Source organism: Nonomuraea sp. NPDC049684 (assembly GCF_044465345.1).
Taxonomy (GTDB): Bacteria; Actinomycetota; Actinomycetes; order Streptosporangiales; family Streptosporangiaceae; genus Nonomuraea.
This window is the reverse complement of the sequence record NZ_JBITLO010000001.1, coordinates 947,103-973,715: the sequence shown is the minus strand read 5'-3', so window position 1 is coordinate 973,715 and position 26,613 is coordinate 947,103. Positions and strand designations below refer to the sequence as shown.

31 protein-coding genes are annotated in these 26,613 nt (G+C 73.2%); 13 read left to right on the top strand and 18 right to left on the bottom strand.

Translation table 11 applies throughout. The features are described from left to right. Positions 1–55: 55 nt before the first annotated feature. From ACIBST_RS04310 to ACIBST_RS04295, 4 genes are all read right to left on the bottom strand, one after another. The gene (locus ACIBST_RS04310) at positions 56–625 is read right to left on the bottom strand and encodes a TetR/AcrR family transcriptional regulator (protein WP_397168990.1); all 570 of its coding nucleotides are present in this window, start codon (positions 623–625) and stop codon (positions 56–58) included. A 9-nt stretch (positions 626–634) separates the two neighbouring features. Beyond that, positions 635–1,534 (bottom strand): SDR family NAD(P)-dependent oxidoreductase, encoded by a 900-nt coding sequence (locus tag ACIBST_RS04305; protein WP_397168988.1) that lies wholly within the window; start codon positions 1,532–1,534, stop codon positions 635–637. 63 nt (positions 1,535–1,597) lie between these two features. Next, positions 1,598–1,822 (bottom strand): hypothetical protein, encoded by a 225-nt coding sequence (locus ACIBST_RS04300; protein WP_397168986.1) that lies wholly within the window; start codon positions 1,820–1,822, stop codon positions 1,598–1,600. A 138-nt stretch (positions 1,823–1,960) separates the two neighbouring features. After that, complete coding sequence (locus ACIBST_RS04295; protein ID WP_397169424.1) at positions 1,961–2,527, bottom strand: DUF4240 domain-containing protein; 567 nt, start codon at positions 2,525–2,527, stop codon at positions 1,961–1,963. Between the two features lie 322 nt (positions 2,528–2,849). Between ACIBST_RS04295 and ACIBST_RS04290 the strand changes: the two genes are divergently transcribed. Genes ACIBST_RS04290 through ACIBST_RS04280 form a run of 3 tightly spaced genes read left to right on the top strand, consistent with a single transcriptional unit; the run spans position 2,850 to position 5,478 of the window. Then, positions 2,850–3,671 carry a lysostaphin resistance A-like protein gene (locus ACIBST_RS04290; RefSeq protein ID WP_397168984.1) on the top strand — a complete coding sequence of 274 codons (822 nt, stop codon included), beginning with the start codon at positions 2,850–2,852 and terminating at the stop codon, positions 3,669–3,671. Continuing rightward, complete coding sequence (locus ACIBST_RS04285; protein ID WP_397168982.1) at positions 3,668–4,822, top strand: sensor histidine kinase; 1,155 nt, start codon at positions 3,668–3,670, stop codon at positions 4,820–4,822. The genes ACIBST_RS04290 and ACIBST_RS04285 overlap by 4 nt, the downstream gene beginning before the upstream one ends. Then, the gene (locus tag ACIBST_RS04280; RefSeq protein WP_397168980.1) at positions 4,819–5,478 is read left to right on the top strand and encodes a response regulator; all 660 of its coding nucleotides are present in this window, start codon (positions 4,819–4,821) and stop codon (positions 5,476–5,478) included. The genes ACIBST_RS04285 and ACIBST_RS04280 overlap by 4 nt, the downstream gene beginning before the upstream one ends. A 13-nt stretch (positions 5,479–5,491) precedes the next feature. Here ACIBST_RS04280 and ACIBST_RS04275 read toward each other — a convergent pair whose 3' ends face one another. Further along, positions 5,492–5,923, bottom strand: coding sequence for a MarR family winged helix-turn-helix transcriptional regulator (locus ACIBST_RS04275; protein WP_397168978.1), 432 nt, complete (start codon positions 5,921–5,923; stop codon positions 5,492–5,494). Between the two features lie 93 nt (positions 5,924–6,016). On the opposite strand from ACIBST_RS04275, the gene ACIBST_RS04270 reads away from it, so the two are divergent. Then, a complete protein-coding gene (locus tag ACIBST_RS04270) occupies positions 6,017–6,940 on the top strand; it encodes a zinc-binding alcohol dehydrogenase family protein (RefSeq protein ID WP_397168977.1) in 924 nt (307 codons plus the stop codon). A 223-nt stretch (positions 6,941–7,163) separates the two neighbouring features. On the opposite strand, the gene ACIBST_RS04265 is transcribed toward ACIBST_RS04270, so the two are convergent. Beyond that, on the bottom strand, positions 7,164–8,027 hold the full coding sequence (locus ACIBST_RS04265) for a right-handed parallel beta-helix repeat-containing protein (RefSeq protein ID WP_397168976.1): 864 nt from the start codon (positions 8,025–8,027) through the stop codon (positions 7,164–7,166). Between the two features lie 107 nt (positions 8,028–8,134). On the opposite strand from ACIBST_RS04265, the gene ACIBST_RS04260 reads away from it, so the two are divergent. Then, positions 8,135–8,275 carry a hypothetical protein gene (locus ACIBST_RS04260; protein ID WP_397168974.1) on the top strand — a complete coding sequence of 47 codons (141 nt, stop codon included), beginning with the start codon at positions 8,135–8,137 and terminating at the stop codon, positions 8,273–8,275. A gap of 267 nt (positions 8,276–8,542) precedes the next feature. Here the strand turns inward: ACIBST_RS04260 and ACIBST_RS04255 are convergent, their stop codons facing one another. Together ACIBST_RS04255 and ACIBST_RS04250 are read right to left on the bottom strand one after the other, a co-directional pair. Beyond that, complete coding sequence (locus ACIBST_RS04255; RefSeq protein ID WP_397168972.1) at positions 8,543–10,528, bottom strand: aminopeptidase; 1,986 nt, start codon at positions 10,526–10,528, stop codon at positions 8,543–8,545. Continuing rightward, complete coding sequence (locus tag ACIBST_RS04250) at positions 10,525–11,040, bottom strand: ArsR/SmtB family transcription factor (protein ID WP_397168971.1); 516 nt, start codon at positions 11,038–11,040, stop codon at positions 10,525–10,527. Before ACIBST_RS04250 ends, ACIBST_RS04255 begins: the two co-directional genes overlap by 4 nt. A gap of 128 nt (positions 11,041–11,168) precedes the next feature. Here ACIBST_RS04250 and ACIBST_RS04245 point away from each other — a divergent pair, with 128 nt between their 5' ends. After that, positions 11,169–11,918, top strand: coding sequence for an MBL fold metallo-hydrolase (locus ACIBST_RS04245; protein ID WP_397168969.1), 750 nt, complete (start codon positions 11,169–11,171; stop codon positions 11,916–11,918). A gap of 44 nt (positions 11,919–11,962) precedes the next feature. Here the strand turns inward: ACIBST_RS04245 and ACIBST_RS04240 are convergent, their stop codons facing one another. Further along, complete coding sequence (locus ACIBST_RS04240) at positions 11,963–12,577, bottom strand: hypothetical protein (RefSeq protein WP_397168968.1); 615 nt, start codon at positions 12,575–12,577, stop codon at positions 11,963–11,965. Positions 12,578–12,885: 308 nt separating this feature from the next. Here ACIBST_RS04240 and ACIBST_RS04235 point away from each other — a divergent pair, with 308 nt between their 5' ends. Next, positions 12,886–13,578: a DUF998 domain-containing protein gene (locus ACIBST_RS04235; protein WP_397168966.1), complete on the top strand. Its 693-nt coding sequence runs from the start codon at positions 12,886–12,888 to the stop codon at positions 13,576–13,578. Positions 13,579–13,668: 90 nt separating this feature from the next. Here the strand turns inward: ACIBST_RS04235 and ACIBST_RS04230 are convergent, their stop codons facing one another. Further along, on the bottom strand, positions 13,669–14,436 hold the full coding sequence (locus tag ACIBST_RS04230) for an SDR family oxidoreductase (protein ID WP_397168965.1): 768 nt from the start codon (positions 14,434–14,436) through the stop codon (positions 13,669–13,671). A gap of 180 nt (positions 14,437–14,616) precedes the next feature. On the opposite strand from ACIBST_RS04230, the gene ACIBST_RS04225 reads away from it, so the two are divergent. Beyond that, positions 14,617–15,459 (top strand): helix-turn-helix transcriptional regulator, encoded by an 843-nt coding sequence (locus tag ACIBST_RS04225; RefSeq protein WP_397168964.1) that lies wholly within the window; start codon positions 14,617–14,619, stop codon positions 15,457–15,459. A 136-nt stretch (positions 15,460–15,595) separates the two neighbouring features. Here ACIBST_RS04225 and ACIBST_RS04220 read toward each other — a convergent pair whose 3' ends face one another. Together ACIBST_RS04220 and ACIBST_RS04215 are read right to left on the bottom strand one after the other, a co-directional pair. Then, positions 15,596–16,345: an SDR family oxidoreductase gene (locus ACIBST_RS04220; RefSeq protein WP_397168962.1), complete on the bottom strand. Its 750-nt coding sequence runs from the start codon at positions 16,343–16,345 to the stop codon at positions 15,596–15,598. A gap of 104 nt (positions 16,346–16,449) precedes the next feature. After that, positions 16,450–17,190 carry an SDR family NAD(P)-dependent oxidoreductase gene (locus ACIBST_RS04215; protein WP_397168960.1) on the bottom strand — a complete coding sequence of 247 codons (741 nt, stop codon included), beginning with the start codon at positions 17,188–17,190 and terminating at the stop codon, positions 16,450–16,452. 117 nt (positions 17,191–17,307) lie between these two features. Between ACIBST_RS04215 and ACIBST_RS04210 the strand changes: the two genes are divergently transcribed. Continuing rightward, the gene (locus ACIBST_RS04210; protein WP_397168959.1) at positions 17,308–17,907 is read left to right on the top strand and encodes a TetR/AcrR family transcriptional regulator; all 600 of its coding nucleotides are present in this window, start codon (positions 17,308–17,310) and stop codon (positions 17,905–17,907) included. 77 nt (positions 17,908–17,984) lie between these two features. On the opposite strand, the gene ACIBST_RS04205 is transcribed toward ACIBST_RS04210, so the two are convergent. Together ACIBST_RS04205 and ACIBST_RS04200 are read right to left on the bottom strand one after the other, a co-directional pair. Beyond that, positions 17,985–18,191 (bottom strand): 4-oxalocrotonate tautomerase family protein, encoded by a 207-nt coding sequence (locus ACIBST_RS04205; protein ID WP_397168958.1) that lies wholly within the window; start codon positions 18,189–18,191, stop codon positions 17,985–17,987. Positions 18,192–18,247: 56 nt separating this feature from the next. Continuing rightward, positions 18,248–18,982, bottom strand: coding sequence for an SDR family oxidoreductase (locus tag ACIBST_RS04200; RefSeq protein WP_397168957.1), 735 nt, complete (start codon positions 18,980–18,982; stop codon positions 18,248–18,250). A 110-nt stretch (positions 18,983–19,092) separates the two neighbouring features. Between ACIBST_RS04200 and ACIBST_RS04195 the strand changes: the two genes are divergently transcribed. After that, a complete protein-coding gene (locus ACIBST_RS04195; protein ID WP_397168955.1) occupies positions 19,093–19,797 on the top strand; it encodes a TetR/AcrR family transcriptional regulator in 705 nt (234 codons plus the stop codon). 151 nt (positions 19,798–19,948) lie between these two features. Here the strand turns inward: ACIBST_RS04195 and ACIBST_RS04190 are convergent, their stop codons facing one another. Then, entirely contained in the window at positions 19,949–21,508 is a 1,560-nt protein-coding gene (locus ACIBST_RS04190; RefSeq protein ID WP_397168953.1) for a PHP domain-containing protein, read from the bottom strand. 313 nt (positions 21,509–21,821) lie between these two features. Between ACIBST_RS04190 and ACIBST_RS04185 the strand changes: the two genes are divergently transcribed. After that, a complete protein-coding gene (locus ACIBST_RS04185) occupies positions 21,822–22,328 on the top strand; it encodes a GNAT family N-acetyltransferase (protein ID WP_397168952.1) in 507 nt (168 codons plus the stop codon). Here ACIBST_RS04185 and ACIBST_RS04180 read toward each other — a convergent pair. Continuing rightward, complete coding sequence (locus ACIBST_RS04180; RefSeq protein ID WP_397168951.1) at positions 22,317–23,318, bottom strand: AraC family transcriptional regulator; 1,002 nt, start codon at positions 23,316–23,318, stop codon at positions 22,317–22,319. The two genes, ACIBST_RS04185 and ACIBST_RS04180, sit on opposite strands and share 12 nt — an antisense overlap. A 71-nt stretch (positions 23,319–23,389) precedes the next feature. On the opposite strand from ACIBST_RS04180, the gene ACIBST_RS04175 reads away from it, so the two are divergent. After that, positions 23,390–24,235: an SDR family oxidoreductase gene (locus tag ACIBST_RS04175; protein WP_397168950.1), complete on the top strand. Its 846-nt coding sequence runs from the start codon at positions 23,390–23,392 to the stop codon at positions 24,233–24,235. Next, a complete protein-coding gene (locus ACIBST_RS04170) occupies positions 24,232–24,588 on the top strand; it encodes a DUF4440 domain-containing protein (protein WP_397168948.1) in 357 nt (118 codons plus the stop codon). Before ACIBST_RS04175 ends, ACIBST_RS04170 begins: the two co-directional genes overlap by 4 nt. Positions 24,589–24,651: 63 nt before the next feature. Here the strand turns inward: ACIBST_RS04170 and ACIBST_RS04165 are convergent, their stop codons facing one another. Together ACIBST_RS04165 and ACIBST_RS04160 are read right to left on the bottom strand one after the other, a co-directional pair. Beyond that, positions 24,652–25,302 carry a response regulator gene (locus ACIBST_RS04165; RefSeq protein WP_397168946.1) on the bottom strand — a complete coding sequence of 217 codons (651 nt, stop codon included), beginning with the start codon at positions 25,300–25,302 and terminating at the stop codon, positions 24,652–24,654. Then, on the bottom strand, positions 25,299–26,564 hold the full coding sequence (locus ACIBST_RS04160; RefSeq protein WP_397168944.1) for a sensor histidine kinase: 1,266 nt from the start codon (positions 26,562–26,564) through the stop codon (positions 25,299–25,301). Before ACIBST_RS04160 ends, ACIBST_RS04165 begins: the two co-directional genes overlap by 4 nt. Positions 26,565–26,613: the final 49 nt, after the last annotated feature.

Genomic DNA, 26,613 nt, shown 5'->3' with positions numbered 1-26,613 from the left:
GCCTCGCTGCGGAGGACGTAGGTGAGGACCAGCCCGCTTCTCTGTTCGTCCCGGTCTACGGCGTGGCCCGCAGGCCCTCCAGGAGCGTGGCGAGGTAGCGGCGGGCGGTCGCGGCCCGGTCGGCGGTCGCTCCGCCGTGCACCTGCGCGGCGTAGGCGATGCCGCACATCAGCGGGACGAGGTCGTCGGCGGCCAGGTCGGGCCGGACCGCTCCGGCCTCCCGCGCCCGCCGGAGCAGCGTGTCGCCCGCCGACCACACCGCCTTCTTGAGCTCCGTCGTACGCGGCAGCGCGTCGGACGGCGCCGCGGCGACCGGGGCCAGGGAGGCGTCGCCCACCTGGGCCTCGACGGTACGCATCAGGAAGCCCTCCAGCGCGCGCCAGGCGTCGGCGTCGGCCAGCGCCCGCTCGCCGTGGGCGGCGAGGGCTTCCAGGCACGGCGTCGCGACGGTCTCCAGCAGCGCCTCGGGGGTGGCGAAGTGGCGGTAGACGGTGCCGACCCCGACGCCGGTGCGGCGCGCGACGTCGTTGAGCTGCAAGGGGACGCCTTCGTCGACCAGGGCACGGGCCACGGTGACGATCTTGTCCCAGTTGCGGGCCGCGTCCTTGCGCAGTGGCGTCGTCATGGGCCCAGGTTAACCGGATCGTCCATCCAGATGCGGCCGGGTCAGCGGCGCGTGACGTTCGCTCAGCGCGCGTACGGCGTCGGCGATCCGGGGGTCGGTCGCCGCGCGGAAGATCGGGACCGGGCCGCCGTGCGGGCCGATGACCAGCCCGGTCCGGCCCTTCAGGGCCTCGTCGGTGGCGGCGACGACGGACGACCGGGCGGCGGCGGAGGCCGGGCCGGACGTCGAGCGTTCGAACTTGCGGCGCACCAGCGGCCACAGCAGCCGCAGGGCGGGCGAGACGATCTTCGGGTCGGTCATGGTGCCGTCGGTCATGCCGGTCGCGGCCCCGCCCGGGTCGGCGGCGAAGACCGACACGCCCGTGCCGTCCAGGCGGGCGGCCAGGTCGAGGGTGTAGGCCAGGTTGGCGAGCTTGGCCCGGCCGTACCAGTGGAAGCCGTAGTAGCCGCCGGGCGGCTCGGCGGCGTCGAACACCCGCTTGGCGGCGACGACCGCGCCCGAGGTGACGTTCACCACCCGGCTCGGCGCCCCGGCGGCGAGGACGGGCAGCAGCAGCTCGGTCAGCAGGTACGGCGAGAGGTGGTTGACGACGAACGACGCCTCGACCCCGTCGCGTTCCTGCCGGTCGGGGAACATCGCCCCGACGTTGTTGACCAGCACCGTCAGCTCCGGATGCACGTCGGCGATCCGCGCGGCGAGCGTACGGACCTCGTCGAGCGAGCCGAGATCGGCCGCGAGGAACCGGGCGGGGTGGGCCGCCCCGCCGCTGTTGATCCGCTCGACGGCCCGCGCGCCCCGTCCGGCGTCCCGGCCGACGACGGTGACCGCGAACCCCGCCTCCGCCAGCCCCGACGCCGTCTCCAGCCCGATCCCGCCTGTCCCGGCCGTCACCACAGCGGTCCTCTTCATTGCCCCACCCCTCATACCGGATACATCATCCACTTTTAGGACTGTAGCATCTATGCGGATGGCTTATCCGCTTCGCGTGGGGGACGGCGGGCAGCCGGTGCCGGGGAAGTGGGCGACGCCGGAGTACCCGCCGTTGTGGTCGGTGGCGTGAACCTGGTGCTGCGTCGCGCCGGCGGGCGCCTGGAGCGCCTGCATCCGCCAGGCGCACGCCGACTCGGCCGCCGCCTGGGACGCGACGGCGAACGACGCGACGAACAGCACCGCCGCCATCACGAATCCGCCTGTCATGACTGAAGTCGATCGTGATCCGCCGGAGCGGGCATCTCCCTGAATGCTTCGGGGCGGACAGCAGCGGGAGGAGGCGCGTTCGCCGGTGGTGCCGTCACGGCGGGTGGTCGTATTCGACCGGTCGCGGACGTCGGCGTGTCAGTCCAGGAAGATCCCGGCGAGGCGTGGCAGGCGGCGGCGCATCTCGTCGTCGGCGACGTCCCACCGGACCCCGGCCGGTTTGGTCAGGGCGCCGAGCGGGCCGGCTTCCGGGGAGGCCGCCAGCGCCTCGTCGAGCCCGTCCGGTTCGCCGGTGAGACGCTGGTAGGCCCGGTGGGCCACCTGGTTGAAGTCGTCGTTCCCGATGAGCACGTCCCCGCCGTCCCGCACGGCCGGATGGCCGGCGAGAGAGTCCGGATCGGCGAGCGCGCGCTCGTACCAGGGGCGGCCGAGCGAGATGAGGCCCTCGCGGAAGTCCATGAACCCGTCGTCGGACCACCAGCCCTCGATGAGGAACGCCGCCGCCCACAGGTCGTACCGGTAGGCATGGTCGCGCAACTGCCACTGGCGCAGGGCGAACTGGACGATCTCGGCAGGCGTACGGCGCACAAGCCGCTCCTCGCACGCGCGCCCGATCGCGTCGCGCCGCTCGTCGAAGTCCAGTTCCAGCGCGTCGACCTCGGCGCACGCCTCATCGATAAGGGCCCAGAACTCCTCGACGTCCATCACGGCCCGAGTATGGCAGGCGCTTCGAGTGCTGGACCGGGCGCGCTCGCCGCTCGCGTCGACAGGTGTCCGAGCCGGGGCGCATGTGACGGCCGCGGTCTCACGTTGATCAATCCTTTGGTTCAGATCATCGTCATGGGCGCGTGCGAGGGGGCGGGACTTCATGCCGAGATCGCCCGCTGGGGCTCGCATAAGGGTCGTCGTCCCTCGTGCGAGCTACCCGTGACTGTCCACCCCGCGGGGACGACTCCGGCGCGCCGCGTCCCTAGCGTTTCGTGGTGTCGGCGGTCTTGGTCGTGCCGCCCGGGTGAGGGAGTTCGTCATGCGGTTGTTGAAACAGCTCGTGCCCGTCGCGGCGGTCGCCTTCGTGGGGTACGCGGTCGCCGGCGCGGTGGCGGGGAGTCCGCCGGCCACCCTGCTGGCGGGTGTCGCCACGGCGGTGCTGGCCGTGCTCGTCTACGCCCGCGTGGTGCGGTGGTCGGAGAGGCGCGTGCCGGAGGAGGTCGCCACGCGCGGCGCGGCCCGCCTGCTGGTCCGGTGGACGCTGGTCGGGGCCGCGCTGTTCGCGGCCGTCGTGGCGAACCTCGCCCTCGTGGGCGGCTACCGGATCGACGGCTTCGGCTCGCTCGCGGGCGCGGCCGGGCTGGTCGGCTCCATGGCCGCCGCCGCGGCGACCGAGGAGCTGCTGTTCCGCGGCATCCTGTTCAGGATCGTCGAGGAACGCGCGGGGACGTGGGGTGCGCTCGTGCTGACCGGCCTGCTGTTCGGCATGTCGCACCTGTTCAACCCGCACGCCGACCTGTGGGGCGCGCTCGCCGTCGCGATCGAGGCGGGCGGCATGCTGGCCGCCGCCTACGCCGCCACCCGCACGTTGTGGGTGCCGATCGGCCTGCACTTCGGGTGGAACTTCGCGGCGGCCGGCGTCTTCGGCGCCGAGGTCTCGGGCAGCGGCGCGACGCAGGGCCTGCTGCACGGCACGACGTCGGGCCCGGCACTGCTCTCGGGCGGCGCGTTCGGGCCGGAGGCGAGCGTGTACGCGGTGGCGGCCGGCCTGCTGCTGACGGTCGCGTTCATGTGGCTGGCCCGCCGCCGGGGGACCGTGGTCGCGTTCAGGCGGGGCGCGACCGCTACGCTCACCCGATGATCGATCTGCGACGGGCCGCGGAGGCGTGGCGGCGGTGCGATGTCGTGCTCCGGGACCTGCCGCTCGGTCTGCTGGTGGCCGTCGCGTCGCTGCTGCCCGCGCTCCACGGCAAGGGGACGCAGGTCGGCGACCTGCCCGCCCGCCCGTTCGACGCGGTGGCGATGCTGGTGATCGTCCTGGAGTGCCTGCCGCTCGCCGTCCGGCGGCGGTGGCCGGCGGTGTGCCTGGTCCTGGTGTCGATCGGGTTCGTGATCGACCAGCTCCGCGGGTACCACCTGTTCGCGAGCAACATGATGACCATCGCGCTCATCAGCGCGGGCGCCCATCTGGAGCGGGGCCGGCGGGTCACCGTCGTCCTGCTCTCCCTGGCGTACGTGCCGCTGACGTTCGCGCTCGCCCGGCTCGGCGCGACCGAGCGGGTGGAGGGGTACGTGGTCTTCTACCTGGCGCTGGTCCTGGCCTGGGGGATCGGGGCGTGGCTGCGGTCGACCCGGGCCGCCGAGGCCGAACGCCGCCGGCACGTCGCCGAGGCGACCCGGGCCGCCGAGCGCACCAGGATCGCCCGCGAGCTGCACGACGTCGTGACGCACCACGTGACGGCGATGGTCGTGCAGGCCGAGGCCGCCCGCTACCTGACCGCCGCCCCCGAACGGCTGGAGGCGACGCTGAACGCCGTCACCGACACCGGCCGCCGGGCCATCGCCGACCTGCGGCAGATGCTCGACCTGCTCAAGGCCGACCACGACACCGACGTCGGCGTGGCCTCCGCAGGGGAGCTGCGCACCCTGGTGGAGCAGACCCGGCAGGCCGGGCAGCCGGTGGAGTTCGCCGAGCAGGGCAGCCGGGCGGAATCGGCGGGCAGCGCCGAGTTCGTCACCTATAGGGTCGTCCAGGAGGCCCTGACGAACGCCCTCAAACACGCCCACGGCACCCCGACCGTGGTCGAGGTGCGGTACGGCGAGAAGGAGATCAGCGTGTCGGTCAGCACCGGCGGACCCGGCTCCGGAGCCGTCCCGCCCGGCGGGGGCGGGCGGGGGCTGGCCGGGCTCCGCGAGCGGGTCGAGGCGCTGGGCGGCGAGTTCGCCGCCGGCCGCCAGGCGGGCGGCGGCTTCCTGGTACGCGCCCGCATCCCCGCGGGCGGCCCGTCGTGAGCGCGCCGATCCGGGTGCTGGTCTGCGACGACCAGGCGCTGATCCGCACCGGCTTCGCCACGATCATCGACGCCCAGCCGGACCTGGAGGTCGTGGGGGAGTGCGGCGACGGCCGCGCCGCCGTGGACCTCGCCCGCCGGCTGGCCCCCGACATCGTCGTCATGGACGTGCGCATGCCGGTGCTCGGCGGCATCGAGGCCACCCGGCTGCTGGCCGGCGCGGGCGTCGCGGAGCCGGTCAAGGTGCTCGTGGTGACCACGTTCAACCTCGACGAGTACGTCTACGAGGCGCTGCGCGCCGGGGCCAGCGGCTTCCTGCTCAAGGACGCCCCGCCGGCCCAGCTCCTGCACGGCATCCGCACCGTCGCCTCGGGCGCCGCGCTGCTGGCCCCCGAGGTGACGCGGCAGCTCGTCGGCCGGTACGCGGCCCGCATCCGTCCAGCCGGGCCGCCGTCCGGCGAGGGCGCGCTGACCCCGCGCGAGCTGGAGGTGCTGCGGCTCATCGCCGACGGCCGGTCCAACAGCGAGATCGCCGCCACGCTGGTGATCAGCCAGGAGACCGTCAAGACGTACGTGTCGCGCATCCTGACCAAGCTCGACCTGCGCGACCGCGTCCAGGCCGTGGTCTACGCCTACCGCAACGGCCTGGTGACCTGACCGCGGCCCGCCGTCAGGGCGCGCCCGCGGGCGCCGGGCGGGAGGAGACGGCTTCGAGCAGGCCGACGAGGAGGGTGGACTGCTCGGGGGCCAGGCGGCCGATGGCGGGGCCGAGCGCGAGCCGGATCTCGTCGTCGAGGCGGCCGGCGAGTTCGAGCCCGGCGGGGGTCATGAACACCTCGACGACCCGGCCGTCGTCGGGGTTCTTGCCTCGGGCCAGCAGGCCACGGCGCTGCGCGCGGTCGATGAGGCCGGACAGCGTGGACTTGTCCAACCCCAGGTAGGCGGCCAGGTCGGTGACGCGGGCGCGGCGGTCGCGGAGGATGCCGAGCACCCGGAGCTGGGTGAGCGACAGGTCGTGCGCGGCGCCGATGCGGGTGAGCGCGCCCGTGACCTCGAAGGTGGTGCGGACCAGGGCGTCGATGACGTCGTCGGCGTCGGTCATGCAGCCATGCTAGCGGACGAGGTTGACATGGTTTGCATTACCAACCATCCTTGAGAATTAGTTGGGAATACAAACCACCTCTGGGAGTGATCCATGCACGCCGCCGTCATCCAGACCCCCGGCACCCCACCCGCCTACCGCGACCACCCCGTCCCCGTCCCGCGCGACGGCGAGCTGCTCGTCGACGTGCTCGCCGCCGGTCTGCACCACCTGACCCGGGCCAAGGCGGACGGCTCGCACTACTCCGGCGGCGGCGGGTACCCGCTCGTCCCCGGCGCCGACGGCGTCGTCCGCGACCGCGACGGCAACCTCCGCTACGCCGTGCTGGACGACACCCCGCTGGGCACGTTCGCCGAGCGCACCCTCATCGACCCGCGCCGCAGCGTGGTCCTGCCCGACGGCGTCGATCCGGTGCGGATCGCCGCCGCGATGAACCCCGCCATGTCGTCCTGGATCGCGCTGCGCCGGCGGATCGGCTTCCGGGCCGGTCAGCGCATCCTCGTCCTCGGCGCCACCGGGAACGCCGGGCGGATGGCCGTGCAGATCGCCAAGCTGTTCGGGGCGTCCCAGGTCATCGCCGCCGGGCGGGACGCCGTCCGTCTGAAGGCGCTGACCGCGCTCGGCGCCGACGAGACCCTCACCTTCGACGAGCTCGCCCGCGCCGCCGACGTGGACGTGGTCCTCGACTACGTGTGGGGCGAGCCCGCCGCAGGCGCCATGATCCCGATGCTCACCGCCCGCGCCGACCGGGCCGTCCCGCTGACCTGGATCCAGATCGGCTCCGTCGCCGGGCAGAGCGCGCCGATCCCCGCCGCGGCGCTGCGCGCGGCCCGGCTGGAGATCGTCGGCAGCGGCATCGGCTCGGTCCCCGCGCGCGACATCCTCGCCGAACTGCCGGAGCTGGCCGCCGCGGTGAACTCGGGGGCGATCGACGTGCGGGCCCGGCCGGTGCCGCTGGCCGACGTCGCGCGGGCGTGGGCCGCCGAGAGCGACGACCGGGTGGTCTTCGTCCCCTGAGCGCCTGCCAAGCCGGTGACGTGCCGCATCCTCGGCGACCACGAGCTGCCGGCGATCGAGCGGATGCGGTTCGCCGCTCTCCCCGGGCCGTTCAGCAGGGCGCCGGCCTGGCCACAGGGGCCGGGCCGGGCCCTGTCGGGGTGGATGTCACGGCCTGACGGCCTTGGCCGGCCCGGTCAGGCCGAGAACGCCGAGCGTCGGCGGCTGCCCGTTGGCTGCGCGTTCAGCCGCGCAGCCCGGCCCGGTCCTGGATGGTGACGGTTGCCGCGTTCAGCTCCTCTTCATCCTTGTGCGTGACGTTCTCCACGGTGAGCACGGCGGTGTGGTCGGCCCGCATGACGACGTTCCCCTCCACGGTCACCCATGCGGCGCCGTAGTCGGTGTAGAGCCCGAAGTTGTACGGCGTGCGCGTGTCCTTGATGACGTTCCCGCTGATCAGCGCCCCGTTGTCAGGCGAGTCTCCTTGCGGGCCCGATACGTAGAGCCCGCCGCCGTCGGCCAGCGCCTCCATGCTGTGGGCGACGAGGTTGCGCAGCACCCGGGCGCCTTCGCCGGGCCCGACGACGATCCCGCAGCGCGGCACGTGCGTGATCTCGTTGTGCGCGACGAGGCAGCCCCGCGTGCCCGTCATGGCGACCGCGGGCGAGCCGCCGAACTCGATCCCGATGTGGTGGATCCGGTTGTCCTCGATGGAGATGTCGCCGCCGGCGGAGACCTGGACGGCGGCGGCGGACAGGGTGTCGAGTTCGCGACCGCGTACGGCGAGCCCGGAGCCCCCGGAGACGCCGAGGCCCGATGCCCCGAGCCGGGTGAACCGGCAGCCCTCGATCTCCACGCCGGTCGTGCCGTCGAAGGTCACGCAGGCGGGAATCGTCACGGAATCGACGGGATACGTCACGGAGGCGCCCTCGCCCAGCACCGCGACATCGGTGCCGCCGCCCTCGTAGTAGCCGGTGCCGTGATGGTGCAGGAAGCCCTCGGGACGGTTCGGCCGCAGCCAGGTGGCCTCGGCGAACACGAGTCCCCTGAGCGACAGCTCGCGCACCCCGGTCGCGCTCACCAGCGTCTCCAGCACAGGCGCGACCACCCGCGTACGCGACGGGTCCTCGCCCGAGCCCCAGCCCGGCCGACGACTGGCCGTCCCAGGTGGAGACGTACAGCTCGGCGGCCCACAGGTACGCGGGGAGGGCCATCGTGACCACGGTGGCGTCACCGTCGGCGGCGACCGCGGCCACGCCGCAACGGGCCTCGGTCCAGGGGTGGACGCCGCGGTGGACGAACTCGACGTCCGCGGGGCTGCGCCACCGTCGCGGCTCGGCGCTGTCCGTGACGTAGCCGCTGTCGGTGACGCGCGCCGATCCCGGCAGCGCGGCGATGCCGGCGCGGGCCGCCCGGCGGCCGTCGACGTAGAGCCGGCGGGTGTCGAGGTCCCTGCGGAGCCGCGTACCTGGCCGGGGGAGGGGCTTGTGGTGGTGACCACGTCCGGGCCGCCCTGTTGCTTGAGGGGGCAGGAGATCTCCACGCGGCGGTTCCTGGCCCGTCCTGCCGGATTGTCGATGCCGTCCCGCTTCTGGTTCAGGGCCGGGCCGTTGTGGCGGGGCGTCAGAACTGCCAGGCGTCGTCGCGCAGGAGCACCACCTTCCCGCCGGGTCCCAGCCCGGTGACCGTGACGTCCGGGCCGCCGACCATGAAGTCGACGTGCACGCGCGAGGTGTTCACGCCCGCCGCGTCCAGCCGCGCGGGGTCGTCCGTACGCAGGGAGGCGGGCACGCCCGGAGGCAGCCCGGCGCCCCAGGCCAGGTGGCAGGTGGCGTTCTCGTCAAGAAGGGTCTCCAGGTAGGTGATGCCGCTTTCGCCCACCCGCGAGGAACGGTCGACCAGGGCGAGCTCGCCCAGCCGGGCCGCGCCCGCGTCGGTGGCCTGGTGCGCGCGGACGACGTCCGCTCCGGCGCTCGCCCTGACATCGGTCACGACGCCGTCGGCGAAGGTCAGCTCCAGGTCGCGGATGAGGGTGCCGTCGAGGGACAGCGGCCGGGTGGCGCGGACCGTCCCTGTGACGCGCCGGTAGTCAGGGGTGGTGAACACCTCCTCGGTCGGCAGGTTGGCCTGGAACGGGCGGCCGTCGACGTCCTCCAGGCGGGCGGCGGTCCAGTGGGCGTCCGGCAGCAGGCCGATGGTCAGGTCGGTGCCGGGGCCCTCGAACCGCACGGCGTCCAGGCGCATCTCGGTGAGCCGTCGGGCGCGATCGAGCAGTTCGGCGATGCGCTGCCGCCACGCCGCGCGCGGATCGGGCTCGTCGAGACGGAGGATGCGGCGCAGGTGCCGCCACAGCCTGGCCTGGTCGGGTTCGCCGAAGACGGCACGGGCCCACTCGGGGGTGGCGTAGGGGACGATCGTCCAGCGGACCAGGTTGTTGAGCTGGAGCCGCTGCCGTGAGGTCAGCGACGGCATGCGATCCAGCCCGACGCGCATCGGATCCAGCCCGGCCAGCAGGTCGGGGGCGGCGGCGCCGCGGACGTTGACGATGACGCCGCCGTTCCGCCCCACCTCTTCGTTGCGGGCGTCGAGCCACGAGGGCACCTCGGCCAGGCTCGCGGTGTCGGCGTGCCGGAGCCGGGATCGTTTGGCGTGCGGGTCGAAGTACCAGATGTCGGCGTAACGGGCGCCTCTGGCGTAGGCGGCCTCGGCCAGGGCGCGGGCGAGCGGGGCGTGCTCGACCTCGGCGTTGATCAGCACCCGGTCGTCCGCGAGCAGGGGCACGGCCACGTCGAACACGACGTCGGCATAGCCGGACAGGTCAGCGGGGGGAATGGTCAAGGGGGGCTCCTTCGTGTTCGTTGTGGCGCATGGGCAGGAACAGCAGCGTTCCGGCGGCGGAGACGGCGCCCACCAGGGCGAAGCCGCCGGCCGGGCCGAACGGGTCGGCGAGCACGCCGAGTGACAGGGCGGCGCTGAGGAATCCGACGTCGAAGAAGGCCGTCGTGGTGGCGACGGCGGCTCCGCGCTCGCCGGCGGGCAGGCCAGGACGCCGCCGTAGACCAGGAAGTGGAGGCCGCCGGAGCCGCCGCCGAGTGCGGCGACGTGCAGCGGCAGGAAGGCGCTGACGGCGGTGCAGCCCCACACGGAGGCCAGATAGCCGAAACCGGGTCGTAGAGCGGACCTGTGGGACAGCCGGGCCCGCCCGGTTCCCGGATCCGGGCTGGTCCTCTCCGCGTCAGGGCTCGTGGTGGTCGGCAGGGTGCGGCCGAGCACGGCCGAACCCAGCGCCGCGGCCGCGGCCGTGATCCAGACGGCGGCGAACCCGGACGCGGCGTACCGCGTCTCGGCGGTGACGGGCCCCGCGAGCAGGCCGGCGTTGACGACGACGGAGAACTGGTTGATCGCCGCGCCGGGCCGCCGGTGGTCGCCGGCCAGAGCGGCGAGTCCGACGTAGGCGAGCACCCCGGCCGCCGCGGTGACGGCCGGCGAGACGGTCACCATGCCCGCCTGCCGGCCCAGCGGGCCGGTGACGTAGCGCGGAACCGCCGGGATGAGCGGCCCGATCGACAGGAACGCGCCCGCCGCGCAGCCGAGCAGGCGGCCGATCACCGTTCGTCGCGTAGTTCGAGCAGGAGCGCGGTCATGCTGACCTTGACGCCCTCGTGCGGCGGTCCGGCCTTGTCGTGCAGGAGCGCCACCGCCTGGTCGATCAGGCCGACGATCTCCTCCCAGACGGGCCTGGCCAGCCAGACCTCGGCGTCCATGGACGTGCGCCGGCGATCGGTCTCGGCCAGGCGCCTGGCCAGGTCGGTGCTCAACGCCTGGTGGAGGAGTTGCCGCCCCTCGGACCGGTCGAGACGTTCGCCGCTGGACGGGTCGTACCGGTAGCGCAGCTGCGGGCGGCCCTTGCCGGCCCGCGGACGCTCGTCCGTCTGCTGGAGGAAGCCCGCCTTGGCCAGCTGGCGCAGGTGGTAGCTGGCCGAGGCGTGCGCGATGCCGAGTTCGTCGGCGACCTCGGTGGCCGACATCGACGCGCCGGTGAGCAGCGACACGATGCGGATACGCAGGGGGTTGGCCAGGGCGCGCAGGGGGACAAGGTCGTCCTCATTTTCCAAAGACACCTTGGGATTCTAAGTTTTCCAACAGTTCTTGGGAAGAGGTGCTCTGCGAGGTGTCCCAGGCACGGACGGCGGCTCGCGCGACTTCGTGCCGGCCGGTCGGAGCGAGCGGCATCCGTTAGGGTGCACGGATGCTGCTGACGATCCTCGGCGGATGCGGTGCGTGGCCGGCGGCGGGCCAGGCCTGCAGCGGTTACCTCGTCGAGCACGACGGGTTCAGGCTGCTCGTCGACCTCGGATCCGGGACGGTCCCGCGGCTGCTGGAACGGGTCGGCGCTGATCAGATCGACGCGGTGTTCATCAGCCACGGGCATCCCGACCACTGCGCCGACCTGAACCCGCTGCTGCGGGCGCGCACCATGCGTGACGACCCGTCGCCGCCGCTGCCGCTGTACGCGCTGCCCGGCGCCCTGGACGCGGTGCTCGCGCTGGACCGCCCAGGGGTGCTGGCCGACGCCTACGTCCTGCACGAGTTCACCGCCGGCGGCGGCTTCGACATCGGCCCGTTCCACGCGCGGACCCGCCCGCTGCCGCACTCGGTGCCCAATGCCGGCGTACGGCTGACAGCAGGCGGACGGGTGCTCGCGTACACCGGCGACAGCGGCCCGAGCCCCGGCAGGGTGGACCTGGCGCGTGGCGCTGACCTGCTGTTGGCCGAGGCCACCTTTGTGAACGAGGTCCCGGAGGCTTCCCGGCGCTACCTGTCCAGCGCCCGTGAGGCGGGCCGGCAGGCGCGGGAGGCCGATGTCCGCCACCTGCTGCTGACGCACCTGCACCCGGGCACGGACACCTCGGCCGCGCTGGCCGCCGCCCAGGCCGAATGCGACGGCGAGATCGGCATCGCCACGTCCGGCCTCGTCTTCGACCTCTCACGCGCCTGAACGTTCACGGGACGGCTCCGAGGGGCGGCACAGATCCCGATCAGTCAGCCGCCACGGCGGTCGTCGACGGTCACGACCAGGCCAGGCCATCCGTCCGCGAAGCTGTGCGGGTCGTCGGCGAGTGGGGGCAGGTGCGCGTCGGGCAGGAAGTGCACGGTCGTCCCTGTGGCGCCGTCGCCGACGATGGGCTCCAGGCCGGTGACGGGGACGCCGTGCTCGTACCGCTGCGTCCAGGACCCGTTCAGGCGGCGGTTGGTGTGGACGAGCCACTCGCTGAGCGCGGCGACGACGGACATGCCGCGGCGCGGACGCCCGTCGGGCAGCGTCTCCGCACCGGGGTCGTCGAAGAACCGCAGGTCCTTGGACGCCATGACGGGCTTCTTCACCGGCCGCCCCTGCTCATCGAAACGGGTGTCGGTGCCTCGCCCCTCGTCGGCCACGGACACCGAGCCGTCGGGGTGGAGGGTGACGGTGCAGCGTCCGGCGCCCGTGCTCGCCGCCTCGTCCGCCGGGTGGGCGAGGACTTCGAGGATCAGGTGCCGGACGCCGCCGGGGGCGAACTCGACCGGGTTCTCCCGGATGCGGGCGAGATGGCCGAGGTCGACGTCGGTCGCCCAGTCATGGGTGGTGTTACGCCAGGACGGTCGGGATGTGCTCACCCCAGCACCCTAGTCAGGGCCCGGAAAGGGGGGCCGTGATCTGGCAGAACAGCCCGTCGCCCGGTCCCCTGCCCACCCATGACCACTGATCCGCAGGCCGGCCCCGCCCCACGCTGTATCAGGTTTGACTTATATAAGTAGTGGCTGAAATTATGGCCCGTGCACGCACTCGACGTGCCCGGCGGCGCTGTCGGCACCCGCTCGAGGAGACTCCGTCCGCTGAAGGACGCCCAGCCCCGAACGACGAGCAGGACGAATGATCGACATCGTCACCCAGACAGGCGCTTCTCAGGAGAGGACCAGGCCGGATGACCGGTAACCCCACCACCCCAGCGGTCAGCGGGGCGACGCGGAGGCTGCTGACGTGCGGCGCCGTCGCCGGCCCGCTCTACATCATCGTGGTCGTGCTGCAGATGCTCACCAGGGACGGGTTCGACATCAGCCGGTACCCGGCCAGCATGCTGAGCAACGGCGACCAGGGGTGGATCCAGATCGCCGACTTCACGATCAGCGGCCTGCTGTTCGTGGCCGGAGCGGTCGGCCTGCACCGGGCTCGCGGTCCGGCGGCCTGGGACGGCACCTGGGGGCCGCGACTGGTCGGCGTCTTCGGCGCCGGGATGATCGCCGCTGCCTGCTTCTCCGCCGACCCCGCCGACGGCTTCCCGCCGGGGACGCCCGTCGGCCCGCCCACCAGCATGAGCACGCAGGCGATGCTGCACCTTCTCGTCTCCGCGATCGCCTTTCTCGCGCTGATCGCCGCTTGTTTCGCGTACGGCCGGCGGTTCGCGGCGGCCGGTCGTCGCGGCTGGGCCGCCCTCAGCACGGTGACCGGCGCGCTCTTCGTGACGGCCTGGATCTCGATCTTCGCGGCGCAGGGCTCCAGGGCGGCCAATGTCGCCTTCGCCCTGGCCATCGCGCTCATCATGGCGTGGGCCTCGCTCCTGACCGCGTACCGGCTGGCCTCGACCCGGCGTCGCGGCGTCGCCCTGACCGTGGTCTGAACGGGCCTCCACCAGGTGGGCCCGGGGCAGGGGGCGGCCGCTCGGCGATGAGGGGCCCGGTCGCCAGCGGCGCCGACGGGCCACGGCGAGTCAGGCGGGCTGGCCGGTTGGCATGATGGTGACCTGCTGGAGGTTCGCCCGGGGCGGCAGGCTCGCGATGAACCCGACGGTCTGCGCGACATCCTGCGGCGTGAGCCACTCCATCGACTCCTTGGAGCCCTCCAGCCACGCCCGCGCCCCCTCGTCGGTGACGTGACTCTGCAGTTCTGTGCCGACGATCCCCGGCTCGATCGCCGAGACCCGCACGTTCTTGCCTCCCAGCTCGGCCCGCAGGTGCCGGGACAGGTGGGTGACGTACGCCTTGGTCGCGGAGTAGACGGCGAAGTTCGGGAAGATGTTCTGCGCCGCGATGGAGGAGGTGTTGATCAGGTCCGCCACGCCGCGCGTCCCCGCGGCCTCGACGAGCTGGGGGACGAACGCGCCGATCACGTTCATCAGGCCCGTGATGTTGAGGTCGATCTGGCGCTGCCACTGGTCGGCGGCCAGCTCCTCGATCGGGGCGGGCAGCATGACGCCCGCGTTGTTCAACAGCAGGTCGGCGCCGTCCAGCTCGGACGCCACCCGTTCGGCGGCGGCCCGCGCCGCCGCCGCGTCGGTGACGTCGGCCGCCAGCGCCAGAGCCCGGCCCCCGGCCTGCTCGATCCGGACGACGAGGTCGTCCAGCCGTTCCGCGCGCCGCGCCACGACCACCACACGTGCGCCCAGTGCGGCCAGTCGTTCGGCCGAAGCCTCGCCGATCCCGCTGGACGCGCCGGTGACGACGGCCACGCGGCCGGCGAGAGGGGTTGCTGCGTTCATGGTGCATGCCTTCCGAGTCGTCCGCGGCCCATCGCCGCGGTCCTTCATCAGCTCACCAGCCCGCGTCCCCTTCCCGGGGTGCTCGAAGGGCCCCTGCCCGGGCAGGTAACCGGGAGGCAGGTACTGGCAGGGCCACCTCCGTGGACCTGGCCGCCCGCCCGTCCCTGCACACTGGAGGGCATGGACCGCAGTCGTGAACTCGCCGACTTCCTGCGCTCACGCCGTGCCCGGATCACGCCGGACCAGGCGGGGCTGCCCGCCGACGGCCGCGCGCGTCGCGTGCCCGGCCTGCGCCGCGACGAGGTCGCCAGGCTGGCCGGGGTCAGCACCGAGTACTACACCCGGCTCGAACAGGGCCGCGCCGGCCACCCCTCGCCGGAGGTCGTCGAGGCGCTCGGGCGGGCCCTCCAGCTCGACCCCGCCGAACGCGAGCACCTCACCGACCTGCTGGCTCGTCCCACCCGCCATGCCCCCATCAGCCCCCAGCGGGTCAGGCCCGGCCTGCACCTGATGCTCGAAACCCTCCACGACGTGCCCGCCTTCATCCTGGGCCGCCGTACGGACGTCCTGGCCGCCAACCGCCTGGCCCGCGAGGTACTGACCGACTTCGAGGCCCTTCCCGTGCCTCAGCGCAACCTGGCCCGCTACTACCTGCTCGACCCCGAAGCCCGCACCCGCACCGGCGACTGGGAACGCATCGCCGCGGAGACCGTCGCCATGCTCCGGCTGGAGGCCGGCCGCCATCCCCACGACCGCCGGCTCGCCGACCTCGTCGGCGAGCTCAGCCTGCGCTCGCCGGAGTTCAGCTCCTGGTGGAACGACCACCGCGTGCTGCGCCGCACGCACGGCACCAAGCACTACCACCACCCCCTCGTCGGCGAGCTGCACTTCCACTACGAGTCCCTCCAGCCGCCGGGCGACCCCGACCAGACCTTGTGCGTCTACAACGTCGAGCCGGGCTCCCCGACCGCGCAGGCGCTCCGGCTCCTCGGCAGCTGGGTGGCGCCCACCGCCGCACCCTGACCGCACCGCCTCCGTTCCGCCGCGGGCGGCAGGGGTGACCCCGCTCGCCGAGACCCGCAGCGTGGACGACCAGTGATCAGTTGGGCCCGTCGGCGTCATCCGAGATCGTCAGTGGTCGGAGAGACCGGCGGGGAGGTCAGTAGGCGAGTTCTCCGATGCCGCCGTCGACGCGCAGGACGGTGCCGGCGGTGTAGGCGGACTCGTCAGAGGCCAGGTAGACGGCGGCCTTCGCCACCTCGGTGGTGGTGCCGATGCGATGCAGGGGCACGGTCCGCCGGAGTTCGTCGTAGACGGCGGCCTGTCGTTCGGGGCCGAGCGACTTGAACGTGTCCGTGCGGGTCGGCCCCGGGCTCAGCCCGTTGACCCGGACGCCCCGGTCCTTCAGCTCATAGGTCAGCCCGCGGGAGAGGGACAGCAGGCCCGCCTTGGCGGCGCCGTAGACCGCCGCGTTCTCGTGCCCGACGTAGGCGGAGACCGAGCCGACGAGAATGACCGAGGCCTGCCGCGACAGGAGCGGAAGCAACGCTCTGACCAGGAAGAACGGCCCCTTGAGATTGGTGGCGACGAGCTTGTCGAACGCCTCCTCGCTCCATTGCCCGATCGGGAGATGGGTGACGTCGGCGGCGTTGCTCATGACGATGTCGAGCTTCGGCCACTCCTGCCGCAACCGCGCCGCCAGCGCCGCCTGGCCGGGGACGTCGCCGGCGTCGCTGACGATGGGCAGCAGCGGGCCGTCCAGTTGCCGGGCGGCCTCGGCCAGCCGTTCCCGTGAGCGGCCGGTGATCGCGACAGCCGCTCCCTCGGCGAGGAACTGACGGGCCGTCTCCAGCCCGATGCCGCTCGTCCCGCCCGTGATCAGTGCGTGCTTTCCTGCAAGACGACCCATGGAGGTCATCCTCCTGACTGGCGCCGAGGCGCCTGGTTCGTGGTGACGTTGACCGGCAGTCCCGCCGTCGGAGGCCGGCTCGCGCGCTGCCGGTGCGTTCGAGGTCAGATGGCGGTGCGGCCGCCGTCGGCGGCCACGACGGCGCCGGTCACGTAGCTGGCCTGGTCGCCGGCGAGGAAGGCGATGACATGCGCGACCTCGGCTGGGGCGGCGGCGCGCTTGAGCGCGGTCGTCAGGCCCATGCCGCCGACGTCGGGGCCCATGGCCGCCACCACCTTGGAGGTGGTCATCGGGCCGGGCGCCACGGCGTTGACGCGGACGCCGGCGGCGGCGAACTCGGCGGCCCAGGTGCGGGTCAGGGATTCCAGCGCCGCCTTGGTGGCGCCGTAGACCGCCATCGGCGGCATGCCGAGCCCTGCGGCGGTGGAGGTGACGTTGACGATGCTGCCGCCCCCGCCGGCGGCCATCTTCGGCGCGAGCCGGGCGACCAGGACGAACGGCGCGCGCACGTTGACCGCGAAGGCCGCGTCGTAGGCGGCGAGGTCCTGCTCGGCGGTCGCGCTGAACGGGACGACACCGGCGTTGTTGACGAGGACGTCCACCGCCCCCGCCTCCTCGGCCAGCCGCCGCACGGCCTGTGGGTCGGCCAGGTCGGCGCCGATGAAGCGCACGGAGCCGGTCGCGCCGGTCCGCACGTCGTCCACGACCTGGGCGCCGCGGCCCGGGTCGGTGCCGGTGATGATCACGCTCGCCCCGCCGGCGGCGAGGACCTTCGCCGTGGCGTGCCCGAGCCCGCCGAGGGCGCCCGATCCGGTGATCAGCGCCGTCTTGCCGTGGAAGTCCATGGGGTTCTGCCTTTCAGGTGCTCGCGCCGACGACTTCTGTGCGGTCGTTCAATAAGTCGCGCGGCCTTCAACGTACAGACTTTTGTGTGGGCGGTCAAAAAGTCGTAACCTGGGCACATGGCACGGACAGGACGCCCTCGCGCGTTCGACAAGGACCAGGCGTTGCAGCGCGCGCTGCTGCTGTTCTGGTCGCGGGGCTACGGGGAGACCTCCGTCCAGGACCTCGTCGACGCGCTGGAGCTGGAGCGGGGCAGCCTGTACGGCGCCTTCGGCGACAAGCGGCAGTTCTACCTGGCGGCGGTCCGGCTGTACTGGGACACCTACGAGCGCGAGCTGATCGCGGCGCTGGCGTCCGGGCCGGTGCTGCCGGCGCTGCGCGAGGTGCTCGCCAACCCGGCCCGGGCGCAGGAGTACGCCTCCGACGCCGGCGTTCCGCAGGGGTGCATGATCGGCAACACCACCGCCGAGCTGGTTCCGCAGGACGCCGAGGCCCGCGAGATCGTCGCCCGTTCGCACGCCCGCTTCACCCGGATCGTCGCCGACGCCCTGCGCCGCGCGCAGGCCGACGGCGAGGTCGTCCGGGCCGCCACCCCCGAGGCCCAGGCGCAGCTCCTGCTGTTCACCGTCCAGGGACTGTCGCTGGTCTCCCGCGCGGGGCTCGACACCTCCGCCGCGCTCGCCGCCGTGGACGCCCTGATCGACGCCCTGCGCGCCTGATCTGCGGCCTCGGGCCCACCCGGCCCGAGGTGTGGTGCCCGCCGCGGCTCGTCGTGGGGGTGGTCGGCCCGCCTCGGTCAGCTCCGGCCGAGCATGTCCGCGGTCAGGATGTCGCCGCCCAGGCCCCAACCGCCGTCCGGAACCTCCTCCAGGAGGACCAGGGTGGTGGCGCGGGCTCGTTCTCCGTAGACGGTGGCGTAGGCGTCGGTGACTGCGTCGATGAGCTTCTTCTTGGACTCGGGGGTCAGGGTGTCGGCGGGGACCTTGAGGTTGGCGAACGGCATGTCGGTTTCCTTTCTGGGGCGATGGGGTCTCGAAGACGGATCGGGCGCGGCGGCTGTCAGATGATCCCGCCGTTGGCGCGCACGACCTGGCCGTTGATCCAGTGTCCGGCCGGGCTCGCCAGGAAGGCGACGACCTCGGCGATGTCCTCGGGGGTGCCGAGCCGTTCCAGCGGCGGTTGCTTGGCGAGCTGCTGGATCGTCGCCTCGTCCTTGCCGTCGAGGAACAGCTCGGTGGCGGTCGGGCCGGGCGCGACCGCGTTGACCGTGATGTTCCGCCCGCGCAGCTCCCGGGCGAGCACCAGGGTCATCGCCTCGACGGCTCCCTTGCCGGCGGCGTACGCCCCGTAGCCGGGGAACTGCAGGCCGACCACGGAGGTGGACAGGTTGACGATCGCGCCTCCGTCGCGCAGGCGGCGCGCGGCCTCCCTGGCCATCACGAACGCGCCGCGGATGTTGGTGCGGTGCAGGGCGTCCAGCTCGTCGAGGTCGAGGTCGGCGATGGGGGACAGCGACAGCCGTCCCGCCGAGTTGACGACCACGTCGATGCCGCCGAAGGACTTCTCCGCCGCCTCGAACATCTCCGCGACGGCGTCCTCGTCGGCCACGTCGGCCTGGACCGGGATCGCCCGGCCGCCGGACGCCGTGATCTCCTCGACCACCTGCGCCGCGGCGGAGGCCGCCCCCTGGAACCCCACCGCGACCGCGCAGCCCTGCGCCGCCAGCGCCACCGCGATCGCCTTGCCGATCCCGCGGGAGCCGCCGCTGACGACGGCCACACGCTGGTCACTCATGGAAGACTCCTTGCTTCTAGCGGTGATACGGATTTGCCGTATCGGTGTTACGTCATTGACGGTAGCACACCTTCGTATCGCCGCTAGCGGATGGCGGTATCATCGATCGCATGGCAGAGACGGACCCGCTTCGCGCGGCGATGATCGAGGCCGCGGAGCGGCAACTGGCGTCGTCCTCGGACCACGAGGTGGCCACGCGCGCGGTCTGCGAGGCGGTCGGCGTGAGCCAGCCCGTGCTCTACCGGTTGTTCGGTGACAAGCGCGGCCTGCTGGACGCCGTCGCCGACCACGGCTACGAGCAGTACGCCGCGCTCAAGGCGGCCCAGGAGCAGACCGGCGACCCGGTCGCCGACCTGCACGCCGGCTGGGACGGCCACATGGCGTTCGCCCGGGCGAAGCCGGCTCTCTACCAGCTGATGTTCACGCCGCGGCCGTGGTCGCACTCGACGGCGCGAGATCGCGTGATGGACCTGCTGGTGGCGGCGCTCACGCGGTGCGCGGCGGTGGGGGCGCTGAAGGCCGAGCCGCGAACCGCCGCCCGGCTGATCCTGTCGGCGAACGTCGGCGCCGCCCTCGACCACATCGCCGAACCGGCCCTGTTCGACGACCCCGCGCTGTCCCACCGCATGCGAGACGCCGTCTTCTCGCACGTCCTGACCAGGACGACCGCTCAGGACGACGCCGACCCGCTGCACGCCGCCGCGCTGCGCCTGCACGCACAGCTCGATCTCACCGGGACCGAGGCCCTGGAACCGGCCGAGACCGCCCTTCTACGGCGATGGCTTGAACGCATCACGCAACCCGCCGGAGGATGACGGCCTGGTCGCGCGAGCGTCACGGCACCTCGTCCGGCGACGCCGGGCCGGGCTCGGGGGCCGCGCCGGGGCCGCCGGCCAGGGCGCGGGGGAGCGCCCTGCCGGCGGGACAGGGCGTCAACGGCGTTCTATGACAGTTCCTCCGAAAGTCCTATGACAGTTCCACGAAAGTGGGATTGGTGTAGCACCAGAGGTCGTGCCAGGGGGCCTCGTTGGGGCCGGTGTCCGCGGCCGGCTCCATCCCGCCGGGAGCGCTGCGCCTGCCGTCGGTGCCGCGCAGCCGGAAGTAGAACGGCTCGCGCACGTCGCGGAACTTGTAGTGGAACTGGGCCACCCGGCCCTTGCCCTTCGGCGTGAACGACTCCACCACACTCACGTCCGGGGCGGTGAAGGCGTCGGGGTCGGCGGCCGGTCCGGTGATCGCGCCGCGGATCAGATCCAGGCGGGCGAGCCGGGGGATCTCGTCGTTGGCGTTGGGACGCCCGGCGAGATCGACGGAGATGGTGACGGTGACGTCGTCGCCGCGCCGCACCGACAGCCGTCCGCCGAAGGTGGCCGGGGCGTTGCCGGGGGCGTGCGCGTCGACGTGCAGCCCGTCGACGAGGCCGCCCATCGACACCCAGGACCGTCCGGCCTTGATCGCCTCCATGACCGCGCCATAGCTGCGTGAGGTCGCCCCCACGACCGTGCGGCTGAACTGGCCGGGCCAGAAGTCGGCGTGCCGCAGCGGGACGCCGCCGTCGACGGGATCGGGGTACTTGCCGTGCTGGTCGTACCAGTCGGCCGGGCGGGACGGCTCGACGGTCGTGTCACCGTTGTAGAAGTGGCCGTCGGAGTTGGCGGTGATCCACCAGCCCTTGCCCTCGGCGAGCATCGAGTCCCACATGCCGCCCAGGATTCCGGTCATGGAGTCGAAGCCGCCGTACGTCGGGTAGTGCTCCGGCCGCCAGCCCGCCCAGGAACTGGCGTCGGCGGTGTTGTTGAAGTCGCCGCGGGCCCTGGGCTCGTTCTGGGCGCCGGGCGCGCCCTCCATGCCGACCGCGATGTCCGGCGCCGTGTCACGGTAGCTGCGCAGGTCGCGGGGGGAGTACCGGCCGCGCCGCATCACGTGGTTGATCAGGAACAGCGCGGAACTCGCCGAGCCGGTACGCAGCGCGGTCTGGAGCCAGGTGAGCGCCTCCAGCGCCTTGGCCTCGTTCGCCGGGCTGCTCGCGCCGGTGCCGTTGATCCTGGAGTCGAAAAGCCGCTCGAACGCGCGCAACAGCTGGATCTCGTCGCGGGCGCCGTCGAAGAACACCGTGGCGTGCTCGCCACCGGGAACGTTCCATTCGAGGCCCTGCCACAGCAGCAGCTCGGGGTGCTTGGCCCGGGAGCCGACGATGTCGGCATAAGTCGACTCGACCGCGAACTTCTCGTGCGCGGCGTGCCCGTGGTCGGTGATGACCAGCCAGTCCAGGCCGTGCTTGAGAGCGCCCGCGGCCTGCTGCTCAATGGTGTACATGCCGTCGTAGCTGTACTGCGTGTGGACGTGATGGTCGCCGGCCAGCCAGTGGAGCGAGCGGGAGCCTCTGCCGGTCGCGGCGGCGGGACGCGCCGTCAGCCCGCCCAGCGCGGTGACGCCGAGACTGCTGAGGCCGAGCAGCCCGCTGTTCAGCAGAAAGCGGCGCCGGCCGAGGTCGGCGGGCGACAGGTCGGTCTCTGAGACGGACAAGTCCGCAAAGGCAGCCGTTCCTTCCGGTGCGCTGTGGGAGTGTGCATGGGTGCGGCACATGGGACATACCTCTCATCTGAAATACCTGGTGCGTCGTTCTCGGGGTGGCCCATGAGCTTGCGCACGAAATGGGGCACAGCAGATCAATCTGCGGCCCTCCGTCACGCTCGCAGAGGAGCGTGAGGAAAGAGCGAATGGTGGACGTCTTCTTGCCGAACGGCGGAAGGCTCCGGCCGGCCATCCGTGGCGAGGGTCACGTGGCTGGAGCGATATTCGCTTTACCCTCCGCGCACGGGTTCGGTACAGATGACCCATGTCGACTCGTGTGCGTCTTGACGACCTGTGCCTGGAGACCTGGGAGGCGGTGGCCGAGCTGAGGGTGGCCGACGACCAGGCCGATCTCGTCGCGCCGAACCTGTACTCGATCGCGGAGAGCCGCTTCCTGCCGGGCTTCGTGACCCGTGCGGTGATGCACGACGAGCTCGCCGTGGGGTTCGCGATGTACGGCCCCGATCCCGATGACGGCCAGATCTGGCTCTACCGCCTGATGATCGACAAGGATCACCAGGGGAAGGGGCTGGGGCGGGCGGCCCTCCAGCAGGTCATCGCCGACGTGCGGGACGCGTTCGACGCGCCGGTCCTGCGGTTGGGCGTGCGTGACGACAACGTCGCGGCCAGGGCGCTCTACGCCGCTGCCGGGTTCGTCCCCACCGGGCAGAGGTTCGGCAGGGAGGACGTCCTGGAACTCCGCCTGCGAACGGCGGACACCGAAGCGTCCAGAGGCACGCCTCACCAGCGGGGGCAGCTCTCAGACCGGTGATCGCGCGGACCGCGCCGGGGGATCGGCCGGGGCCCGCGTCACGTCCGCCGGTCCGGGGGCGGCGTGCCGAGCCGAGCGGCGGCGGTAGTCGCCGGGGGTGATCCCGTACTGCTGGCGGAAGGCCAGGTGGAAGCCGACCGTCGAGTGGTAGCCGACGCGCTCGCCGATACGGCTGTGGGGGAGCGTGGTCTCGCTCAGCAGGCGTGCGGCCTCCCGCATGCGGCGGGCGGTCAGGTGCCGGATCGGCGCCTCGCCGACCAGCTCGCGGAAGGTCGCCGCGAACGCCGAGCGCGACATCCCGGCCTGGGCCGCCAGCGACTCCACCGTCCAGGGCTCGGCGAACCGCGTCTGTACGGCGTGCAGCGCCGTCCCGATCGCCGGGTGACGCAACGCCCGCAGGGCCGGCGAGCCCTCGGCCCGCGCGCCCACCGCGGCCCGCAGCGCCAGCACGAAGACCAGCTCGAAGGCGCGCAGGGCGACCAGCGTCGCGCCCGGCCCGGCCAGGTCCCACTCGCCCGCCAGCCGTTCGAGGGTGCCGCCGAGCAGCCCGTGACCTTCCAGCGCGGCCCGGTCGAGCACCAGGACGGGCGGCAGCGCCCGGTAGATCGGCGAGACGGCGGCCCGGTCGTAGTGGAGCCCGCCGCAGAGCAGGACGGTCCGCTCGCCGTCCCCGCCGACCTCGACGGTGCTCACGCCGCCCTGCGGCCGCTCGGGCAGCACGGCCGCGAGCGGCACGGCGGGACGCCCCGGCCGGTCGCCCAGCCGGTGGGCGCTGCCGTGCGGGAAGACGGCCAGGTCCCCGGCGCGCAGCAGGACGGGCTCGGCGCCGGGCAGCTCGACGGCGCAGGTGCCCTCGTGCACGTAGTGCAGCAGCGCGCAGTCCTCGGCCTCGCCTGCGACGCCCCAGGGCGCGCCGGCCCGCCAGCGGCTGTGGAAGACGCCCTCCAGCCGCAGCGGGGCCAGCAGCGCGCTGAGCAGGTCACCATCCATCGGACGATCCTTAAATAACCAGATATTTCGCTTTATCGAGCGTATCGCCGATCTGGTGGAGGCTGTCCGGCATGACCTTTCTCGTGATCGGCGCGGCAGGCGCCCAGGGCGGCGCGGTCGCACGGCGGCTCGTCGCCGAGGGACACCCGGTACGCGGTCTGACCAGGAGCGGCCGAGTGCCGCGTGGAGTGGAGCCGGTCGCCGGCGACCTCGGCGACGCCGAGGCGGTGAAGGCGGCCTTCGCCGGGGTGACGCACGCCTCGGTGACGTTGCCCATGGTCTACGAGCCGGACACGGTGGCCGCCCACGTCCGGCATGTGCGCGACGCCGCGCTGGCGGCCGGGGTGCGGCGGCTGGTGTTCAACACCGCCAACCGGCTGCCCGAGGCCGCCACGCAGGTGGCGGCCTTCGAGACGCGCCGGTGGGCGGTGCGGACGCTGCGGTCGGCCGGCCTGCCGCTCGTGGTGCTGTGCCCGCCGGTCTACCTGGACAACCTGGCCGCGCCGTGGGTGACGGGCCCGCTGGCTGCCGAGGGCGTGCTGCGGTATCCGCTGCCCGCCGACCTGCCGGTGCCCTGGCTCTCGCACGACGACCTGGCCGCCGCCACGCACGCCTCGCTCGTGCGCGACGGTCTGGAGGGAGCCGTGCTGAGGCTCGGCGGGCCCGACGTGGTGACCGGCGACGAGCTGGCGGCCGCGTTCGGCGCCCGGTACGCCGCGCAGGATCCGGCCGAGTTCGAGCCGGGCCTGGCGAAGGCGCTGGGCGCTTCGACGGCCGCCGTCGTGGCGGCCACCTACCGCTGGGCCGCCGCCGACCGCGACCTGTTCGCGCCCGACCCCGCGGCGGCCGAGCTGCTGGGCCTCCGGCTGACGCCGCTGCGCGCCTGGATCGCCGCCCAGCCCTGGGCAGCCCGGTGAACGACGTCGAGGCGGAGATCGTCCGCCACCACGAGGTCATCGAACGCTGGCTGACCGGCGCCGCCGCGCCGGAGGAGTTCGCCCGCTTCGCCGACGCCCACGCCCCCGGCTTCACGCTCATCACCCCGGACGGCCGGACGCTCTCCCGCGAGCAGGTCCTCGCCGAGGTCGAGGCGCTCCACGGCGGGGCGCCGGGGCTGACCGTCGAGATCCGCCACGTACGGATCGTCGCCTCCGGCGGTGCCCTCGCGGTGGCCACCTACCAGGAGGTCCAGCCGGATCGGACCCGGCAGTCCACGGTGGTCCTCCAGGCCGCCACGTGGTTGCACCTGCACGAGACCTGGCTCCCGTGACGGCCGCCGTACCGGCCCGGCACCCGCCGGTCGGGTGCGCGGGAACGGGCCGGTCGGCGGGCACTACGGGCGCTCGGGCGCTCCCAGCAGGCCGCGGTTGTACGCCTCCGCCACCGCCGACGCGCGGTCGTTGACGTCGAGCTTCGCGTAGATGTTGAGCAGGTGCGTCTTGACCGTGGCCTCGGTGATGAACAACCGGGCGGCGGCCCTGCGGTTGCTGAGGCCGGCCGCGACCAGCCGTAGCACCTCCAGCTCCCGCCGGCTCAACGGCCCGGCCGAAGGGCCCGGGGTGCGGAGCCGGCTCACCAGGCGGGCGGCCACCGACGGCGAGAGCACGACCTCGCCGCGCGCGGCCGAGCGCACGGCACGGACGAGCTCCTCGCGCGGCGCGTCCTTGAGCAGGTAACCGGTGGCGCCCGCCTCGATCGCGGGCAGCACGTGGCTGTCGGTGTCGTACGTCGTCAGCACCAGCACCCGGGCCGGCACGCCGCGCCTGGCCAGCTCGCGAATCGCGGTGACGCCGTCCATGCCCGCCATCCGCAGGTCCATCAGGATGACGTCCGGTGCCAGGGCCTCGGCCAGCCGGACCGCCTCGGCACCGTCCGACGCCTCGCCCACCACGGTGAACTCCGGATCGCGGGCGAACATGCTGCCCAGCCCGTCGCGGACCACCGGGTGGTCGTCGGCGACCAGCAGCTTGATGGCGTCAGTCATGTGCCTGCCTCCGGCGTGTCCGCGGGCAGGCTGGCCGAGATCCCGGTCCCGCCGCCCGGCTCCGATTCGATGTGCAACGCGCCCGACAGCGCCTCGATCCGCTGCCGCATCGCCACCAGCCCGAAGCCGCCGCCGTGGCCGGCGCGCACGTCCGGGTCGAAGCCGGGACCGTCGTCGCGGACGTCGAGAACCACCTGCCGGTCCATGTAGGTGAGGGTGAGGCCGACGCGGGTCGCGGTGCGCGCGTGCTTGGCGACGTTGGCCAGCACCTCCTGGGCGACCCGTAACAGGGCGACCTCGGCCTCCGGGGGCAACGTCCGGGGCTCGCCGGTGACGGCCACCTGGACCGGGAGGTCGTGGCGGGCCGACCACCTGGCCGCCACGTCGGTGAGGGCGTCGGCCAGGCGGCCGGTCTCCAGGGGCTCAGGGCGCAGCTCGTTCACCGAGCGCCGCGCCTCGGTGAGGCTCTCCCGGGCCAGCGCGGTCGCCGCCGCGTGGTGCCGGCGCCATGCGGCCGGGTCGCCGGCCGCCTGCTCGGCCGCCTGCAACTGGGTGACGATGCCGGTCAGGCCCTGGGCCAGGATGTCGTGGATCTCCCGGGCCATCCGGGCTCGCTCGTCCAGGACGCCGGTCTCATGAGCCTGCTCGACCAGCCGTTCCTGCAGCGCCGCGTTCTCGGCCAGGGCCGCGGCCAGCCGGGTGTTGGCCTCCCTGCTCTCGCGCAGGGCCGTCTCCCGCGCCGCGTAGTACCGTGCGCCGACCTCGCTCAGCCAGGCCATCAGGCACATCGGCACGACGTTGACGACCAGGACGCCCAGGTACTCCAGCAGGCCCGTCCAGGTGCCGAACTCCAGGCCGGCCGACTGCGCCGTGCCCGCCACCACCGCGACGCCCGCGATGAAGTACAGCTCACGCGGCCAGCCGATGATCCGGAAGGCGTAGAAGTACAGCGCGGGCGTGTAGACGCCGAACCACGGATCGCGGACGACCATGACCAGCCCGAACAGGATCAGGCCCGCGACGAACACGCTCATCACGCCGACCCGGCCGCGCCACTCCGGGTGCAGGGTGAAGAGCGCCAGCTTCCACACCGCGGCCGCCGCGCAGAGCGCGAGGTCGAGGGCGAGCGAGCCCGGCCGGTCGTGCTTGACGACGATCGTCAGGGCGGCCATGACGGCCAGCAGCACGTACGGGACCACGGTGACCATGGGCCGGAGCCGTTGCTCCCAGCCCGCCGGCGCGGCCATCCGCCAACTGTCCATGCTCACCTGCTCCCAGGACAATCTAGCCGCCGGGCCGCTCCGCCGGCGT